The organism is Streptomyces sp. NPDC001137 (assembly GCF_040298885.1).
In the GTDB taxonomy this organism is placed as follows: domain Bacteria; phylum Actinomycetota; class Actinomycetes; order Streptomycetales; family Streptomycetaceae; genus Streptomyces.
This window is the reverse complement of sequence record NZ_JBEPBA010000007.1, coordinates 1-16,156: the sequence shown is the minus strand read 5'-3', so window position 1 is coordinate 16,156 and position 16,156 is coordinate 1. Positions and strand designations below refer to the sequence as shown.

Annotated in this window: 15 protein-coding genes; 12 read left to right on the top strand and 3 right to left on the bottom strand. The window is 71.1% G+C overall.

All coding sequences use genetic code 11. From position 1 onward, the window contains the following. Positions 1 to 136: 136 nt before the first annotated feature. From ABT254_RS15550 to ABT254_RS15525, 6 genes are all read left to right on the top strand, one after another. On the top strand, positions 137 to 271 hold the full coding sequence (locus tag ABT254_RS15550) for a hypothetical protein (protein WP_351469211.1): 135 nt from the start codon (positions 137 to 139) through the stop codon (positions 269 to 271). After that, positions 268 to 963 (top strand): hypothetical protein, encoded by a 696-nt coding sequence (locus ABT254_RS15545; protein ID WP_351469208.1) that lies wholly within the window; start codon positions 268 to 270, stop codon positions 961 to 963. The genes ABT254_RS15550 and ABT254_RS15545 overlap by 4 nt, the downstream gene beginning before the upstream one ends. A 72-nt stretch (positions 964 to 1,035) precedes the next feature. Next, the gene (locus tag ABT254_RS15540; RefSeq protein WP_351469205.1) at positions 1,036 to 1,455 is read left to right on the top strand and encodes a phage holin family protein; all 420 of its coding nucleotides are present in this window, start codon (positions 1,036 to 1,038) and stop codon (positions 1,453 to 1,455) included. Further along, positions 1,452 to 1,976: a DUF3618 domain-containing protein gene (locus ABT254_RS15535; protein WP_351469202.1), complete on the top strand. Its 525-nt coding sequence runs from the start codon at positions 1,452 to 1,454 to the stop codon at positions 1,974 to 1,976. The genes ABT254_RS15540 and ABT254_RS15535 overlap by 4 nt, the downstream gene beginning before the upstream one ends. 89 nt (positions 1,977 to 2,065) lie before the next feature. Further along, positions 2,066 to 2,662: an ArsR/SmtB family transcription factor gene (locus tag ABT254_RS15530; RefSeq protein ID WP_351469199.1), complete on the top strand. Its 597-nt coding sequence runs from the start codon at positions 2,066 to 2,068 to the stop codon at positions 2,660 to 2,662. 13 nt (positions 2,663 to 2,675) lie between these two features. Next, positions 2,676 to 3,410 (top strand): SRPBCC family protein, encoded by a 735-nt coding sequence (locus tag ABT254_RS15525; RefSeq protein WP_351469196.1) that lies wholly within the window; start codon positions 2,676 to 2,678, stop codon positions 3,408 to 3,410. Between the two features lie 15 nt (positions 3,411 to 3,425). On the opposite strand, the gene ABT254_RS15520 is transcribed toward ABT254_RS15525, so the two are convergent. Then, positions 3,426 to 5,252 (bottom strand): DUF8508 domain-containing protein, encoded by a 1,827-nt coding sequence (locus tag ABT254_RS15520; RefSeq protein WP_351469193.1) that lies wholly within the window; start codon positions 5,250 to 5,252, stop codon positions 3,426 to 3,428. A 278-nt stretch (positions 5,253 to 5,530) separates the two neighbouring features. On the opposite strand from ABT254_RS15520, the gene ABT254_RS15515 reads away from it, so the two are divergent. The 5 genes from ABT254_RS15515 (at position 5,531) to ABT254_RS15495 (ending at position 12,447) form a co-directional block, all read left to right on the top strand. After that, complete coding sequence (locus ABT254_RS15515) at positions 5,531 to 6,979, top strand: hypothetical protein (protein WP_351469190.1); 1,449 nt, start codon at positions 5,531 to 5,533, stop codon at positions 6,977 to 6,979. A 293-nt stretch (positions 6,980 to 7,272) separates the two neighbouring features. Next, positions 7,273 to 8,718, top strand: a complete 1,446-nt coding sequence (locus tag ABT254_RS15510; protein ID WP_351469187.1) for an alkaline phosphatase PhoX — start codon at positions 7,273 to 7,275, stop codon at positions 8,716 to 8,718. A gap of 379 nt (positions 8,719 to 9,097) precedes the next feature. Then, positions 9,098 to 10,678 (top strand): TROVE domain-containing protein, encoded by a 1,581-nt coding sequence (locus ABT254_RS15505; protein ID WP_351469185.1) that lies wholly within the window; start codon positions 9,098 to 9,100, stop codon positions 10,676 to 10,678. Positions 10,679 to 10,762: 84 nt separating this feature from the next. Then, a complete protein-coding gene (locus ABT254_RS15500; protein WP_351469182.1) occupies positions 10,763 to 11,410 on the top strand; it encodes a GntR family transcriptional regulator in 648 nt (215 codons plus the stop codon). 20 nt (positions 11,411 to 11,430) lie between these two features. Next, positions 11,431 to 12,447, top strand: coding sequence for a 1-aminocyclopropane-1-carboxylate deaminase (locus ABT254_RS15495; protein ID WP_351469179.1), 1,017 nt, complete (start codon positions 11,431 to 11,433; stop codon positions 12,445 to 12,447). Here the strand turns inward: ABT254_RS15495 and ABT254_RS15490 are convergent. After that, complete coding sequence (locus ABT254_RS15490; protein WP_351469176.1) at positions 12,444 to 13,892, bottom strand: MFS transporter; 1,449 nt, start codon at positions 13,890 to 13,892, stop codon at positions 12,444 to 12,446. The two genes, ABT254_RS15495 and ABT254_RS15490, sit on opposite strands and share 4 nt — an antisense overlap. A 162-nt stretch (positions 13,893 to 14,054) precedes the next feature. Between ABT254_RS15490 and ABT254_RS15485 the strand changes: the two genes are divergently transcribed. After that, a complete protein-coding gene (locus ABT254_RS15485; protein ID WP_351469173.1) occupies positions 14,055 to 14,633 on the top strand; it encodes a TetR/AcrR family transcriptional regulator in 579 nt (192 codons plus the stop codon). A 49-nt stretch (positions 14,634 to 14,682) separates the two neighbouring features. Here the strand turns inward: ABT254_RS15485 and ABT254_RS15480 are convergent, their stop codons facing one another. After that, complete coding sequence (locus ABT254_RS15480) at positions 14,683 to 15,903, bottom strand: TerD family protein (protein WP_351470148.1); 1,221 nt, start codon at positions 15,901 to 15,903, stop codon at positions 14,683 to 14,685. Between the last annotated feature and the right edge of the window lie 253 nt (positions 15,904 to 16,156).

Genomic DNA, 16,156 nt, shown 5'->3' with positions numbered 1-16,156 from the left:
TCTTCTACCAGATATTGATAAGTATCGCTGTGGTGCGGCCGGTGAGGCGCCATGCCCGTCCAGGCCCTATGTCCATTTCGCCCGCCATGGGTCAGCATGGTCGTGACGGTCATCGGCATCGGCCCATGGAGGCGTCATGAAGCTCGGCAAGGCACTGGCCACCGGAGTCGCGGAGGAACAGCCGCAGACCCACGAGGAAGAGCTCGAACTGCCCGAGGAGACCCAGGACGTCGAGGCGTCCGCGCGCGAAGAGGTTCCGGCGGCCCGATGAGACTGCGGCTTCCGGAGGAACGCCCGACGGAGCCGCCGACCGGATACAAGATCGCCCACCCGGTGCTGTCCCAGGACGGCACCCGGGCCGGGTTCACCGGTGTGTCGCTGGGCGGCGCGCTGCCGTACGGGGTCCTGGCCGACGCGTCCTGTGTCTACGGACTGCGTCACCGGGCACCGCACCGCCGCTGCGACTGCGGCTTCCACTGCGTGCACGACCGCACGGCGGCCGAGGCGCTGCTGTGCACGGCCGAGCACCGGGCGGCCGTCCTGCTGGAGGTCCTGGTCCTCGGCCGCTACCTCCGCTTCGAGCGCGGCTTCCGCTACGCCCGCCAGCGGGTGCGGACCGCCACGGTCGGCCCCTGTGTGTGCGGCGCGGTCGCCACCGCCCTGGCCGACGCGGGCTGGGGCCGGCCCGGCTGGCGCGCGCTGGCCCCCTCCTGCGCGGGCTGCGTCCGCGGCCGTGCCTCCGTCTCGCTCGCCTCCTTCGCGCGGCTGGCCGGGGAGGGGCTGCGGGTGGTGGCGGGCAGCGGCGCCGCACTGCCGGCGGCGGCCGACCTCGCGGTGCCCGAGGGGCTCGGGGTGCCCGAACTCGTCGCCGAGGCAGCCCTGTTGCAGGCCCGCCTCGACTGGTTCCAGACCCAGCTCGGCCGGCTCGGCGAGCGCGGGCCGGGCGGTGGCCGGCAGGGATAGCGGAGGTCGGCGGGGGTACCCGGAGTTTTCCGAACGGAGGAAGCCGAGAGGCACGCGAGAGGAGGCGACCCCGTGACCGGGACCATGCACCCCCAGCCGGTGCGCGACGGGCACCGCTCGGTGGGCGAGCTCGTCGGGCAGGCCACCGAACAGCTATCCCGGCTCGTACGACAGGAAGTGGCCCTCGCCAAGGAGGAATTGTCCGCCAAGGGCCGGCGCGCCGGGCGCGGCGGCGGACTGCTCGGCGCCGCGGGCGCGTTCGCCTACGCCGGCCTGCTCGCCCTGGCCGGCACGGGCGTCGCCGCCCTCTCGCTGGTGCTGTCGGTCTGGGCCGCGGCGCTCATCGTGACCGCCGTGCTGTTCGTGATCGCGGCCGTGCTGGCCGTGACCGGCCGCGCCCAGCTGCGCCGCGCCGCACCGCCGACGCCCGAGGAGACCCTCGTCAGCGTCCGGGCCGATGTCGAAGAGATCAGGGAAAGGGCGCACCGATGACGGACAGGACAGGGCCTTCCGGCGCCAAGGGGCCCGATGAGCTGAGGCGGCAGATCGAGCAGACGCGCAGCCAACTCGGCGAAACAGTGGAGGAGTTGGCGGAGAAGATGGATGTGAAGGGACGCGCCCGGGCCCGGGCGGCCGACCTGAAGGACAAGGCGAGCGCCATGACCGTGCAACTGCGCAGCACGGCCGCGCACGCCGGCCATGCGGTCCAGGACCGGGCTGCGCAGACCGGCCACAAGGTGCACGACAGGGCCACGCACGCCGGCCACCAGGTGCAGGACAGGGCGACGAGGGCCGGTCACCAGGTGCACGACCGAGCCCTGACGGCGGGCCACGCCGCCCAGGACAGGGCCACCCGGACGGGACACACGATCCAGCACAGGGCGGAACACGACGTCCCCTGGCCCGCCGGCCCCGTCGTCAGGGCGGCGGTACGGCATCCGCGGCCCGCGCTGGTCATCGGTGCGGCGCTGGCCTTCGTCGTGGTGGTGGGCTGGAGGTACCCCAAGCGGTGACAGAACGGTCCTGCCACTAGTCCTGACACCGTCCCACCGAAAACCTCAGTCTTCTGGACAAAAAAAGTTTTCGGTGGGACGGTGGACGCATGCTGGATGTGACCGTCATCGAGGACCCCGAGGCCGCCGCCGTCTCCCTGGACCCCGTCAGGGCCAGGCTGCTCGCCGAGCTCGCGGCCGGACCCGCGTCGGCTGCGATGCTGGCCGGCCGGGTCGGCCTGCCGCGGCAGAAGGTGAACTATCACCTCAAGGCGCTGGAGCGGCACGGCCTGGTCGAGCTGGCCGGGGAGCGCCGCAAGGGCAATGTCACCGAGCGGCTGATGCAGGCCACCGCGGCCTCGTACGTCATCTCGCCGCTCGCGCTCGCCGCCGTACAGCCGGACCCGGACCGTTTCCGGGACCAGCTGTCCGCGCGGTGGCTGCTGGCGCTCGGTGCCCGGCTCGTGCGGGACGTCGGCTCGCTCATCACCGGTGCCGCGAAGGCCCGCAAACGGCTGGCCACGTATGCGCTCGACGGTGAGGTGCGCTTCGCCTCGGCCGCCGAACGGGCCGCGTTCGTCCAGGAGTTGACGGCGGGCGTCACCGCGTTGATCCGCAAGTACGACGCGCCCGACGCCGAGGACGGGCGCGACCACCGGATCGTCGTGGCCGTCCATCCCAGCCTCAAGGCAACCGAGCAGGACTAGGCAGGAGCCCACCATGTCAAAGGAATTCGAGATCGCGCGCGAGTTCGAGGTCGACGCCACTCCGGAGGAGGTGTGGGAGGCGATCACCACCGGCACCGGGGGATACCTGTGGCCGATGGAGCCGCCCGAGCCGCGCGTCGGCGGCAAGGGGCCCTTCGGGTCCGAGGTCACTGCCTGGGACCCACCGCACCGCTACACCAACCGCGTCGGGGACGTCGAGGGCATCGCCGAGCAGACCCTCAACCAGCTCGACTACACGATCGAGCCCCGCGACGAGGGGCGCCGGGCCTGGGTGCGGTATGTGCACAGTGGCATCTTCGTCGACGACTGGGACAACCAGTACGACGGCGCCGCCAAGCACACCGACTTCTATCTGCACACCCTGCGCGAGTACCTGGTCCACTTCGCGCCCCGGCCGGCCGCCTTTGCCACCTTCGACGGGCCCGAGGCCTCGAAGGCCGCCGACGCCCTCGCCGTCGTGGGGCGGGCGCTCGGTGTCGGCGAGGACGTGGCCGCCGGCACCCGGGTGACGGTCCGCGGGCCCGAGGAGTTCGACGCCGTGGTCGACTTCCGCAACCCGTACTTCATCGGATTGCGCACGGACCGCGGTCTCACCCGCTTCTTCGGGCGCAACCACTGGGGTCACCGGGTCGGCATCTCCCTGCACGACTTCACCCCGGGGGCCGACATCAAGGAGTCCGAGGCCGCCTGGCAGGACTGGCTGAACGGCGTGTTCAGCCAGTCCTGAGCGGCGCCGGTCCCGTTACGGGCGGAAGCGCAGCACCTGCGGGTCGTGGTCGCTGATCTGGTCGTTGAACTCCGAGTTGACGTGCACGCTGTCGTACTCGAAGCCGCAGGACTTCCGGATCGACGGGCTGATCAGGATCTGGTCGAGGACCTGCTGGTTGCCCTGGTAGTCGTAGGTGTAACGCTCGCTCTTCGGCAGCGACTTGATCGCCGACCAGAGTTCGCCGTCACCCTCCAGGATCTTGGCGGTGTCGGAGAACTCGAAGTCGTTCATGTCGCCGAGCGCGATGACGTCCGCGTTCTTCTGGACGTCCAGGATGCTCTTGACGAACGCGTTGACCAGCGTCGCCTGCGCGTGGCGCTGGGTCTCCGAGCTGCGCGTCGGGGGCTGGTACTGCGAGGTCAGCCCCTGGTCGCCGCCCTTGGAGTTCAGATGGTTGGCGATCACGAAGACCGTGCGGCCGCGGAAGACGAACTCGCCGGCCAGCGGCTTGCGGCTGGACTTCCAGGCGTCGTTCGCCGGGTCGATACGGCCGGGGGAGGCCGTCAGCTGCGCCTTGCCGTGCACCTTGGTGACGCCCACCGCGGTGGTGGAGTCGCCGCCCGCACGGTCGACGAAGGACACCCGGTCCGGGTTGAACAGGAACACCTGGCGGATGTTGCCGCCGGGCTCGCCGCCGTCCTGGTCGTTGACCGGGTTGATCGAGCGCCAGTCGTACTGGGGGCCGCCGGCCGCGACGATCGCGTCGATCAGCTTGTTCACCGTCACGTCGGCGGCGACCGTGCCGTCGTCCGTCGCACCGTTGTTGTCCTGGATCTCCTCCAGGGACACGATGTCGGGCGACTGCAGGTTGTTCACGATCGCGGCGGCGTGCGCGTCGAAGGTCTTGTCGGACGGGTCGAGGTTCTCGACGTTGTACGTCGCGACCGCCAGCTCGCCGCGCGACTGCTTCTGCGTCGTCTCGCGCTGCAGACCGCCGCTCTTCAGCGTGCCCAACTGGCTCGCGACCAGGGTGTAGCCGCCGAACTGGTTGAAGTCCAGCGGTCCTGTCGTGGTGCCGGTCAGCGTGTCGCCGACGTTCGCCTTCGGGAAGTCGGCCGTCGCGCCCAGCGACTGGATCTGCAGGCGTCCGGTGTTCTGCGACTCGTAGGAGCCGTACAGCGTGCCGCCGCTGGGGGTCCGGTGCTCGTGCGGCTTCACCGTGACCCACAGCTCGGAGTACGGGTCGGTGGCCGTGACCACGCGCGCGTCGGCGACCTGGACGTTCATGCCCTCCAGGGACTCGTAGTAGTCCAGGGCGTACGTCGACGGCTGCAGAGGCAGGCCGTTGATCGAGCCGTTCGCGGCGGTGTCGCCCGCCGGGGTGTAGAGCGCGGGCACCGACTTCGCGTCGATCACCGTCGGGGCCGGCACCGTGTTGCCGGTGGAGACGGTGGTGATCGTCGGCTTGGTGATCTCGGTGACCGACTGGTTGCCGGACGAGGCGCCGCCCGGGACGTACTCGGAGACCGTGCCGGTGACCGTGACGGAGTCACCGACGGCGGCCTTCGGGGTGGAGCTGGTGAAGACGAATATGCCCTCACTGGTGGCCGGGTTGTCGTCCGGGTTCGGATCCTGGATCCAGAAGCCTCTGGAGGAGCCGTAGGTGCGCACGCCGGTGACAATTCCGGCCACGTCGGTGACCTTCTGGCCGGCGTACGGAGAAATGCGCGTAGTGCCCTGGATGTCATGGATGCGCACGGTGTCGGCATGCGCGGGAGAAGTCAGGGCTACGGCGGACGCCGCGGAACAGACGGCGGCGACGGTGAGCGCGGCGAGACGCGCGGAAGACTTGCTCGGCAACGGGATCCCTCCGGGGACGTGCGTGGGCGCCGGGACGAGGGTGGTGCGTGGGACGGTCCAAGGCCGCGACCGGTGGGGCGGTGGCGACGCGCGTAGAAAATACAGTGAACATATGTCCGCTTCATTTCTACGCGCGTCAATCTCCTGTGTACTCACGCCAGTTGTCAAGGTTTCGGCCATGTACGGGCGGGGTCCGGGAGATGAACCGGGCGGCATGGGTGGAAATCCGTCTAGGCTGAGCGTTTGAGTGGTACGACACGCCCGAGGAGATCCAGCCGATGTCAGACAGCTCCCCCCTGCCGCCGGTGCGGCTGCACCCCGAAGCGGAGCTGGCGCGGGCCGCGTTGGCCACACCGCTGCTCTCCCGGGCCGCGCGCCTGGCCCGCTGGGCCGGTCCGGACACCCGGATCGACGCCGGGGGCGGGCTCGTCGAGGAGCAGCTGCCGGCCGCCGCCGAGCTGCTCGGGCTGAGCGGGGACGACGCGGCGGCCTTCGCGAGCGAGGCCTGGCGGGTCGCCGTGGACACCGGGCTCGTCGAGATCGTCGACCCCGAGGACCCCGAGGGCGAGGGCACCGTCACCGCCGGGCAGGACCTGGCGCTGCTGACCCAGGGCTCACCGCACGAGGTGCTGACCGTGTGGCAGGAGGCACTGGAGACGGTGCTCGCCGATGCCGGCGTCCCCGACCTGGACGACCTGGAAGGCGCCCTCGACGAGTCCGGCGAGATCGACTTCTCCCGGCTGGAGTGGGACCCGGAGGCGGAGGCCGAGTTCCTCGACGGCGTCCTCGGCAACCTGTACCTGCTCACCGTCAGCGAGGACGGCCCCGGCGACGGACCCGTCCCGCTCCCGGCCCTCGCCGCGTCGATGATCGTCCCCAGCGACATGGGGGAGCCCACCAACGACGTCCTGGAGCAGGTCTCCGACGCGATGATGCGGCTCGACGACCAGTTCCGGATGCTGGAGCCGGTGGGACTCGTCGAGTACCAGCCGGTGGACGAGGCGCTGATGGCGGAGCCCGACGACGCTGCCGCGGACCCCGCCGCCCGGGGCGACGACACCGACGTCTCGCGCTACGGCATGGTGCGGCTGACCCCGCTCGGCCTGTACGGGCTGCGGGCACGGCTGCTGGAGGCCGGGCTCACCGCGCCCGCGGTCGGCGACCTCGTGGACAAGGGCGCCGACGCGCTGCTCGACGGCACGGCCACCTTCCCCCAGGCCGCCGCGCAGGCCGAGACCGAACAGTGGCTGGCCCGCCGCGAACCCCTCCCCGCCGCACGGGAGTTGCTGGCGGCTGCCCGCGGCGCGGACGCGGGCGCGCCCCTGCGCCGGCTGCGCTGCCAGCAGGCGCTGTCCCTCGTCGGCGCCGAGGCCGAACCCGCACTGCGCGAAGTCCTCGACGACCCGGAGCTGGGCGGACTCGCCCGGGTCTGGCTGACCGAGCACGGCGCCTCGGACGTGCCGGCCCCGTCCGAGGCGATGATCTTCTGGCTCACCATCGACACCGTCGCCGCCCAGCTGGCCGCCGAGGGCAACTCCGAGGAACTACGGGCACTGGTACAGGGCCTGGCCGCCCAGCACGGCGGCTTCTTCGCGGCGGCCTGGCGGGTCGACCACCCCGCCACGGCGGACGTACTGGAGGCCATGGGGCGCCTGCACCCGGACAAGCGGATCGCCAAGGAAGCACGGAAGGCGGCCTTCAAGGCGCGGTCGCAGCACGGGGGTTGAGCCAGGCCCTCCACGGACCGTGTCGCTGTGCGGCTCCGCCGCGGGACGCGGTCGGCCGCCGACCGGTCCGAGGAGAGGAAAAGGGTCGTTCTGTCCTCCCTGTGGTCATTCATCCGACCCATTACCCGGGCACAAGGTCTTTTTGAGTTCCGTGGTCCGCACTGGACGGATTCATGGAAGTGGGCCCGTGGGTGTCGTCCGGCGTTCAACTCCCGTTCAGGCACGGGCGAAACGGTGGCGCCGACCCGAGGTCCGCCACCCTCCACGGCACGCCCACCGTCACAGGAGACACCATGTCGCTCACCCGTAGGGACTTCGCCAGAAAATCCGCGATCACCGGTGCCGGTGTCGCGCTGGCGGGCAGCGTCGGCGCCCTGGCCACCGCCCCGAACGCCCTGGCGTCCACGGACACCGACGAGGCGGGCGAGGAGTCGGCCGACGCCCACCGCGGCGTCGGCTACGGACCGCTGGTCCCCGACCCGGACGGCATCCTCGCCCTCCCCGCCGGCTTCAAGTACCGCATCATCACCTACAGCGGCCGGACCAAGCTGGAGTCCGGTGAGTTCACCCCCTCCAACCACGACGGCACCTCCACCTTCGCCGGCCCCCGCGGCGCCACCCTCCTCGTCAACAACCACGAGCTGAAGGGCCCGCGCGCCAACTGGCCGCACCCCGTCCCGCTCACCGAGGGCCTCGTCTACGACCCCGCCGCATCCGGCGGCTGCACGGTCGTCGAGGTGCGCCGCGACCACGTCGCCGAGTGGGTCGGCATCGCCGGCACCTCCACCAACTGCGCGGGCGGCAACACCCCTTGGGGCACCTGGCTCACCTGCGAGGAGACCGAGGACAAGGCCGGCCAGAACGGCATGACCAAGGACCACGGCTACGTCTTCGAGGTCGACCCCTCCGACCGCCGCGCCAACCGCGACCCGAAGCCCATCAAGGCGCTGGGGCGCTACGCCCACGAAGCGGTCGTCGTCGACCCGAAGCGCGGCCACCTCTACCTCACCGAGGACGCGGCGAACCCCAACGGCCTCCTCTACCGCTGGACCCCGCCGGAGGGCTTCTGCCACGGCCGCGGCAAGCTGGGCACCCTCGCCGACGACGCCGGTGTCCTCCAGGCCTTCAAGTGCTTCGACTCCGGCGGCAAGTTCGTCGACGACCTCTCCCGCGCCACGAAGATCGGCACCGTGTACGGCGTCGACTGGGTGGACGTCCCCGACCGCGACGCGCGGACGACCTCCGTCCGCAAGCAGTTCACCGCCGGCCAGGTCACCCGCGCCCGCAAGCTGGAGGGCATGTGGTGGGGCGACGGCGGCACCTACATCGTCTCCTCCTACGCCCGTGCCGAGAGCCCCGTGCAGCACGACGGCGCCGTCTGGTTCTACGACCCCAAGCGCCGCACCCTGACCCTCAAGGTGCTGCTCGGCGTCAACCCCGACCCGTCCGCCGAGGGCAACTTCGACGGCCCGGACAACATCACCGTCTCCCCGTACGGCGGACTCGTCATCGCCGAGGACGGCGAGGGCCTGCAGCACCTGTTCGGCGCGACCGACAGCGGTCGCACGTATCCGATCGCCCGCAACGAACTCAACATCGGCACCGAAGAGGAGCCCGAGTACAGCGAGTTCACCGGCGTCACCTTCTCACCCGACGGCAGCACGCTCTTCGCCAACATTCAGGAGCCGGGGATCATGCTGGCGATCACCGGCCCCTGGAAGCGCCAGAAGCGCGGCTGATTAATTCGCTCGCTCCTCCCGCGGCACGCCTCTTACAGTGATGAACGTCCAGGTGCGAAGGCAGGACCTACTTCCACTGATAATGGGGCGGCCGCGGGTTCGAGTCCCGCCACCGGTACAACGCGCCGGTGTAGCTCAGGGGTTAGAGCACCTACGTCGGTTCCGCCGACCTTGAACTCTGGACACCACAACTTCATTGCACCTCCCGGTGCGCAGGCTGCGGCTACTTCGTTTGGGTCGAATACAAGGCCGCCGCCGACTTGATCTCGGGAGGCGCAGTTCATGGTGTGTGTCCGGGGGCAGAGGTCATCTCAATTCCGTGCGCATTCCTTTTGCTGCGCCTCCCTCCGAAACGGAAACGAATTCGGGGGAATTCACCATGGCACGATTCAACACCAAGGCGGCGCGGGCGCAGCCCACTTCGCGCGTCACTTCGACGGGCCGCGTGCTCCGTTCGTACGAGGGCGGCCGCGGCCGTGAGCGGGACGCGCGCTCCGAGCTTTTTCTGCTCGCGATCGCCAACTTCGTGTCGCAGCGGACCTTCTACGAGTCCGGTGCCGACCGCGACGACCGCTTCGCGCGCCTCGTCCGGCGCCTCGCCGTGGAGGACCCGACCTGGACCGCCGGTCTGCTCGGCTGGCTGCGCGGCGAGGGCAACATCCGTAGCGCCGCGCTCGTCGGAGCCGCCGAGTACGTGAAGGCACGCCTCGACGCGGGCGCCACCGACGGCCCCTCGAACCGCCAGGTCATCGCCTCCGTACTGCAGCGCCCCGACGAGCCCGGCGAACTGCTCGCGTACTGGACCGCGACGTACGGCCGCAGCGTCCCCAAGCCCGTCAAGCGCGGGATCGCCGACGCCGTGCGCCGCCTCTACAGCGGCAAGTCGCTGCTGAAGTACGACACCGCCTCCAAGGGCTACCGCTTCGGCGACATCCTCAACCTGGTGCACGCCGCACCCGACCCGGACAAGCCGTGGCAGGGGGAGCTGTTCCAGTACGCCCTCGACCGCCGGCACAACCCCGACACCGCGGTGCCGCCGACGTCGAACCGCGTGCTGACCGCGCACCGCGACCTGATGGCGGTGCCGGTGGCCGAGCGGCGCGCGGTGGTGACCTCGCGCCGCGGAGCGGAGCGGCTCGCGGCGGCCGGGATGACCTGGGAGGCGCTGGCCGGGTGGCTGCAGGGTCCGATGGACAAGGCGGCCTGGGAGGCCGTGATCCCGTCCATGGGCGTCATGGCGCTCGTGAGGAACCTGCGGAACTTCGACCAGGCCGGCGTGTCCGACAAGGTCGCGGCCCAGGTGGCGGCGCGCATCAGCGACCCGGCGGAGGTCGCGCGCTCGCGGCAGTTCCCCTTCCGGTACCTCGCCGCGTACCAGCACGCGCCCTCGCTGCGCTGGTCGTACCCGCTGGAGCAGGCGCTCGGCCACTCGCTGGCCAATGTGCCCGCACTGCCGGGCCGGACGCTGGTGCTCGTCGACCGCTCCGGCTCGATGTGGGCGCCGCTGTCGGACCGCTCGGAGCTCAACCGGGCCGACGCGGCGGCGATCTTCGGCACGGCGCTCGCGCTGCGGGCGCAGGACGCCGACCTCGTCGAGTTCGGCACCACCAGCCGGCGGCTGTCGTTCGACGAGGGCGAGTCGGTGCTGAAGATCCTCGGCCGCTTCGGCGACCTGGGCGGCACCGACACCACCTCGGCGATCCGCGCGCACTACCGGGGCCAGGACCGGGTGCTGATCGTCACCGACGAGCAGTACACGTACAGCCGCCACGGCGACCCGACCGAGCAGGTCCCGGCGAACGTACCGGTCTACACCTGGAACCTCGCCGGGTACCGGGTGGGCCACGGCCCGTCGGGGAAGGGCAACAGGCACACCTTCGGGGGCCTGTCGGACGCGGCTTTCCGGATGGTGCCTCTGCTCGAGTCCGCTCGGGACGCCGACTGGCCCTGGGCGGCCTGAGCCGCACGGTCGTGGCCCGCACCTCTACGGGGTGCGGGCCACACCCTTGTCCGCACCCAAGACTGACATCTAACATTTCAGTTCGTGGAGGCCATACGACCCGTCGAGCGCACCCTCCTCAGGGACCGCGCCTACGCATCCATCCGCGACGCCATCGTGGCCGGGGAGCTCGAACCCGGTGCCGTGGTGCGGGACGCCGAGCTCGCCGAGCGGCTCGGGCTGTCCCGGGCGCCGGTACGGCAGGCCTTCTCCCGGCTGGTGGACGAGGGGCTGCTGGAGAGCAAGCCGCAGAGCTACACGCGGGTCACCCCGGTCGTCACGGCCGAGGTGCGGGACGCCGCCGCCGTGGTCGGCGCCATGCACGAGCTGGCCACGCGGATGGCCGTGCCCCGGCTGTTCGCCGCGGACGTCCAGGCGATGCGCGCGGCCAACGAGCGGTTCGCCGCGGCCGTCGGCTCGGGGGACGTCGACGGTGCCCTGCGCGCCGACGACGAGCTCCACGACGTGCTGGTCCGCGTCGCCGGCAACCAGGCGGCCGCCGCCACCATCGCCCGCTACACCCCCCTCATCCGCCGGCTGGAGCACCGCCGCTTCGGCGAGAGCACCTGCCGTTCGGCCGGCCTGCACGAGCAGCTGATCGACGCCTGCGCGGAGGGCGGTGTGGACGAGGCGGTCCGCGTCACCGCGGAGATCTGGCGCACCCTCGCCGACGACCTCGCCGACGGCGACTGATCCCCACCCCGGGAGGACCCATGTCCCTTTCCTCGTACGAGCGTTACCCGCTGCTCTTCGGCCCTTCGCCGGTGCACCCCCTGGAGCGCCTGACCGCCCACCTCGGCGGCGCCTCCCTCTGGGCCAAGCGCGAGGACTGCAACTCCGGTGTCGCCTACGGCGGCAACAAGACCCGCAAGCTGGAGTACCTGGTCGCCGACGCGCTCGCCAAGGGCTGCGACACACTCGTGTCCATCGGTGGCGTCCAGTCCAACCACACCCGCCAGGTCGCCGCCTGCGCCGCCCGCGCCGGGCTCAAGTGCGTGCTGGTGCAGGAGAGCTGGGTGGAATGGCCGGACTCCGTCTACGACAAGGTCGGCAACATCCTGATCAGCCGGCTCGCGGGGGCGGACGTACGGCTGGTGCGGGCCGGCTTCGGTATCGGGTTCAAGGACAGCTGGGAGCAGGCACTCAGGGAGGTCGAGGAGTCGGGCGGCAAGCCGTACGCCATTCCGGCCGGGGCCTCCGACCACCCGCTCGGCGGCCTCGGCTTCGCCGGTTGGGCGTACGAAGTCGCCGAGCAGGAGCGGGAGTTGGGGGTCTTCTTCGACACGGTGGTGGTGTGTTCCGTCACCGGGTCGACCCAGGCCGGCATGGTCGCCGGCTTCGCGGCGCTGGAGGAGGCGGGCGGACGGCCCCGACGCGTACTCGGCATCGACGCCTCGGCCAAGCCCGCCGCCACCCGGGAGCAGATCGCCCGTATCGCCCGGAACACCGGCCAACTCATCGGCGTCAAGCGGGAGTTGACCGTGGCGGACGTCGAGCTGGACGAGCGCTACCACGCGGGGATCTACGGCATCCCCGACGAGACCACCCTGGCCGCGATGCGCCTCGCGGCCCGCACCGAGGGGATGGTCACCGACCCCGTGTACGAGGGGAAGTCGATGGCCGGGATGGTGGACCTGGTCGAGCGCGGGGAGATCGGCCGGGAGTCGACGGTGCTGTATGCCCATCTGGGCGGGCAGCCTGCTCTCAACGCGTACAGCGCGCTGTTCTAGGCGGCTTCAGGCCGGGTGGCTCCCCGCTTCTGTCCGCTGATCACGAACGCCGACACCAGCAGGGCGGCGAGCGCGATCAGCGCGCCGACGCCGAACGCGCGCGCCGACCCCTCGGTGAGGATCTCGGCCGGGGTGCCCGAGGCATGCCGGGTCGCCGTGCCGAACACTGTGACCAGGACGGACAGTCCGAGGGTGCCGCCCAGCCACTGCAGGGTCTGCAGGAGCCCGGAGGCGGCGCCCGCCTCGCGAGGTTCGATACGGGCGAGGATCGTCGCGTTGAGCGGCATGAAGCTCAGGCCGACACCGACGCCCATCAGCAGCAGCGGGCCGAGCAGACCGGACGGGTAGCCTTCGCCGGGTTCGAGCCGCCACAGCCAGGCGGCCGCGGCCACGAGCAGGCCCATGCCGGTGAGCAGGACCGGCTTGACGCCGAACCGGGCCAGCAGCCGCGGCACGAAGCGGACGGTGGTGAACATCGCCAGGGTCATCGGCAGGAAGGCGAATCCGGCGCGCAACGGGCTGTATTCCAGGACCTGTTGACTGATCAGGGTGAGGAAGTAGAACGCGCCGAACATGCCGGCCGGCAGCAACAGCACGCCCGCGTAGCCGCCCGCGCGGTTGCGGTCCGAGAAGAGCCGCAGCGGCATGATCGGCTGGAGGGCGCGAGACTCGACGATCGTGAAGGCGGCGAGCAGGGCGGCCGCCGTACTGAAGCCGAGCAGCGCCTGGGTGTCGCTCCAGCCCGCCTCGGAGACCCGGATGAAGGCGTACACGAGTGAGGTCATGCCCGCGGTGCCGGTCAGTGCGCCGGCCGCGTCGAACCGGCCTGCGTGGCGCGGGGTCTCGCTGACGAAGCGGGGCAGGGCGAGGGCCACTGAGAGCCCTATCGGGACGTTGATCAGCAGAGCCCAGCGCCAGGACGCCCAGGAGGTGAGCATGCCGCCCAGGACCAGGCCGATGGAGGCGCCGATGCCCGCCATGGAGGAGTAGATGCCGAGGGCGTGGTGCCGGCGCGGGCCCTCCGGGAAGTTGGTGGTGATCAGGGCGAGGGTGCTCGGGGCGATGAGCGCGGCCCCCGCGCCCTGCAGTGCGCGGGCCGCGAGCAGCCAGGCGCTGTCGGTGGCGAGCCCGCCGAGCAGGGAGGAACCGGCGAAGAGCAGGACGCCGGTGGCGAGCGTGCGGCGGCGGCCGACGATGTCCCCGACGCGGCCGCCGAGCAGCAGCAGGCCGCCGAAGGCGAGCGTGTAGGCGTTGAGGACCCAGGACAGGCCGGTGCGGCTGTAGTCGAGGTCCTGCTGGATGTCGGGCAGGGCGACGTTGACGACGGTGGAGTCGACGCCGACCATCAGGTAGACGGTGACGATGACGAAGAGGACGGTGCGGAGCCTGGCGGGGTGCCGTGGTGCGGTGAGCGGTGCTTCGGTGGTGCTGGACGGGCCGGCCATGGAGTTCTCCCGTTCGATGTCCCCCGGGTGGGATGTGCGCGGGCAGCACTGAGCAACGGAACGTGGGCAGGCAGGGGTGGCCCGCAGAGATAACCGGGGACTGTCTCCGTTTAACTCTCGCTAAAATACGGAGAGAGTCCCCGGTTCGCAAGGAGTATCTGAATGGCGCAGGTCAAGCCCATGCGAGCGGACGCGCGTCGCAACTACGAACGGCTGCTGAAGGTCGCGGCGGAAGCCTTCGCCGAGCATGGGGAGAACGCGTCGCTCGACGACATCGCCAAGCGGGCGGGGGTCGGGTCGGGCACGCTGTACCGGCATTTCCCGACGCGTCAGGCGCTGCTCGAGGCGGTGTACGTCGATGCCATCGAGGCGATCGCGGCACGCGCCGACGACTTCGCGCGGGAACTGCCGCCGGGTGAGGCGCTGGTGGAGTGGCTGAACGAACTCAGCGCCGGGATGATCCAGGTCAGGGGGCTCAAGACCCTGCTCGGCTCGGCCGTCACGGACGGCAGCAATGCCGTGGTCACGGCCTGCGGCAACTCGGTGAAGGGGGCGGCGGAACGGCTGGTCGGGGCGGCGAAGCGGGAGGGGGCTCTGCGCCAGGACGTCGAGCCGATCGAGATCCTGCGGTTGGCGCACGGTGTGGCCACGGCGTCCGAGCTGGCGAACGGCGAGGGCACACACATCCGCCGCTACCTGTCACTGCTGACGGAGGGTCTGCGTCCCGCAACCGAGGCGTGAAGGCCGGGCGCCCCCTGGCCGGGGGCGCCCATGGTCGTCGTACGGCGAACTACAGCGCCTGTGCGGCCGGCTTCACCATGTTCCGTACCGTGCGGGCCTTCACGAACTCGCCCATCGCTGTCATCTCCCACTCGCCGGAGAACTGGCGGATCAGTTTCGCCATCATCACGCCCGTCTGGGGTTCGGCGTTGGTGAGGTCGAAGCGGACGAGTTCCTCGTCGGTGGTCGCGTCCAGGAGGCGGCAGTAGGCCTTGGCGACCTCGGTGAACTTCTGGCCGGAGAAGGAGTTGACCGTGAAGACCAGGCCGGTGGCCTCCTGCGGGATGCGGCCGAGGTCGACCACGATGACCTCGTCGTCGCCTCCGCCCTCACCCGTGAGGTTGTCGCCGGAGTGCTTGATCGCGCCGTTCAGGATGGACAGCTTGCCGAAGTAGCAGCTGTCGATGTGGTTGCGCTGCGGGCCGTACGCGATGACCGACGCGTCCAGGTCGATGTCCTTGCCGCCGTAGGCGGGCTCCCAGCCGAGGCCCATCTTGACCTGGGAGAGCAGCGGGCGGCCGCCCTTGACGAGGGACACCGTCTGGTTCTTCTGGAGGCTGACCCGGCCCTTGTCGAGGTTGATCTTTCCGGTGCCCGGGGCGGGCGGGCCCGCCGCGGGGGCGGGCGTGGCCGGGGGAGGCGGCGGGGTGGTGGACAGGGGAGGGGCCGGCGGGGTCACCGGGGGCTGCATCGTGGGCGTCGGCGGGGCGACCGGCTGGGGCGGGGCGGCCGCGGCCGGTTCCTCGACCGTGACGCCGAAGTCGGTGGCGATGCCCGCCAGGCCGTTGGCGTAGCCCTGACCGACCGCGCGGGCCTTCCACTGGCCGCCCCGCAGATAGATCTCCACGACCACCAGTGCCGTCTCGGTGCCGAGCTGCGGGGGTGTGAACGTGGCCAGGACGGTGTTGTCGTCCGCGTTGCGGATCGTGGCTGTCGGTTCGATGCCCTGGAAGGTCTGGCCCTGGGCGTCCGGGCTCGCGGTGACCACGATCTTCTCGATGCCCGGCGGGACGGCGGCGGTGTCCACGGTGATCGCGTCGGGAGCCGTGCCCCCGCCCGACCGGTAGGTCACGCCCGGGCCGACCGGCTGGTTGTAGAAGATGAAGTCGTCGTCGGAGCGCACCTTGCCGTCGCCGGTGAGCAGCAGGCCCGATACGTCGAGCCGCACCGGGGCGGCGACGTCCACCGTCACGCGGGCGGTGGAGAGAGGGATGTTCGAGCCGGGGGTCATAGCTGTCATGCCGGGTGAACGAGCGGGGGCGCTTTACCGTTCCCTTACCCTGCGCGCAATCGGCCACCTTTTTTGATCTCGCCCCCGCCGCCCCTTCCCTCCCCCAGAGGGGGGGACCCCCACCGTCCCCTGGGGGCAGCCGCCCCCGGACCCCCGCTTTCGGCCTGAACGGCCTCGTCCTCAAACGCCGGACGGGCTGAAAGATCAAGCCCGCCCGGCAAAATCCAGCCCCTCCGGCGTTTGAGGAGCGGGG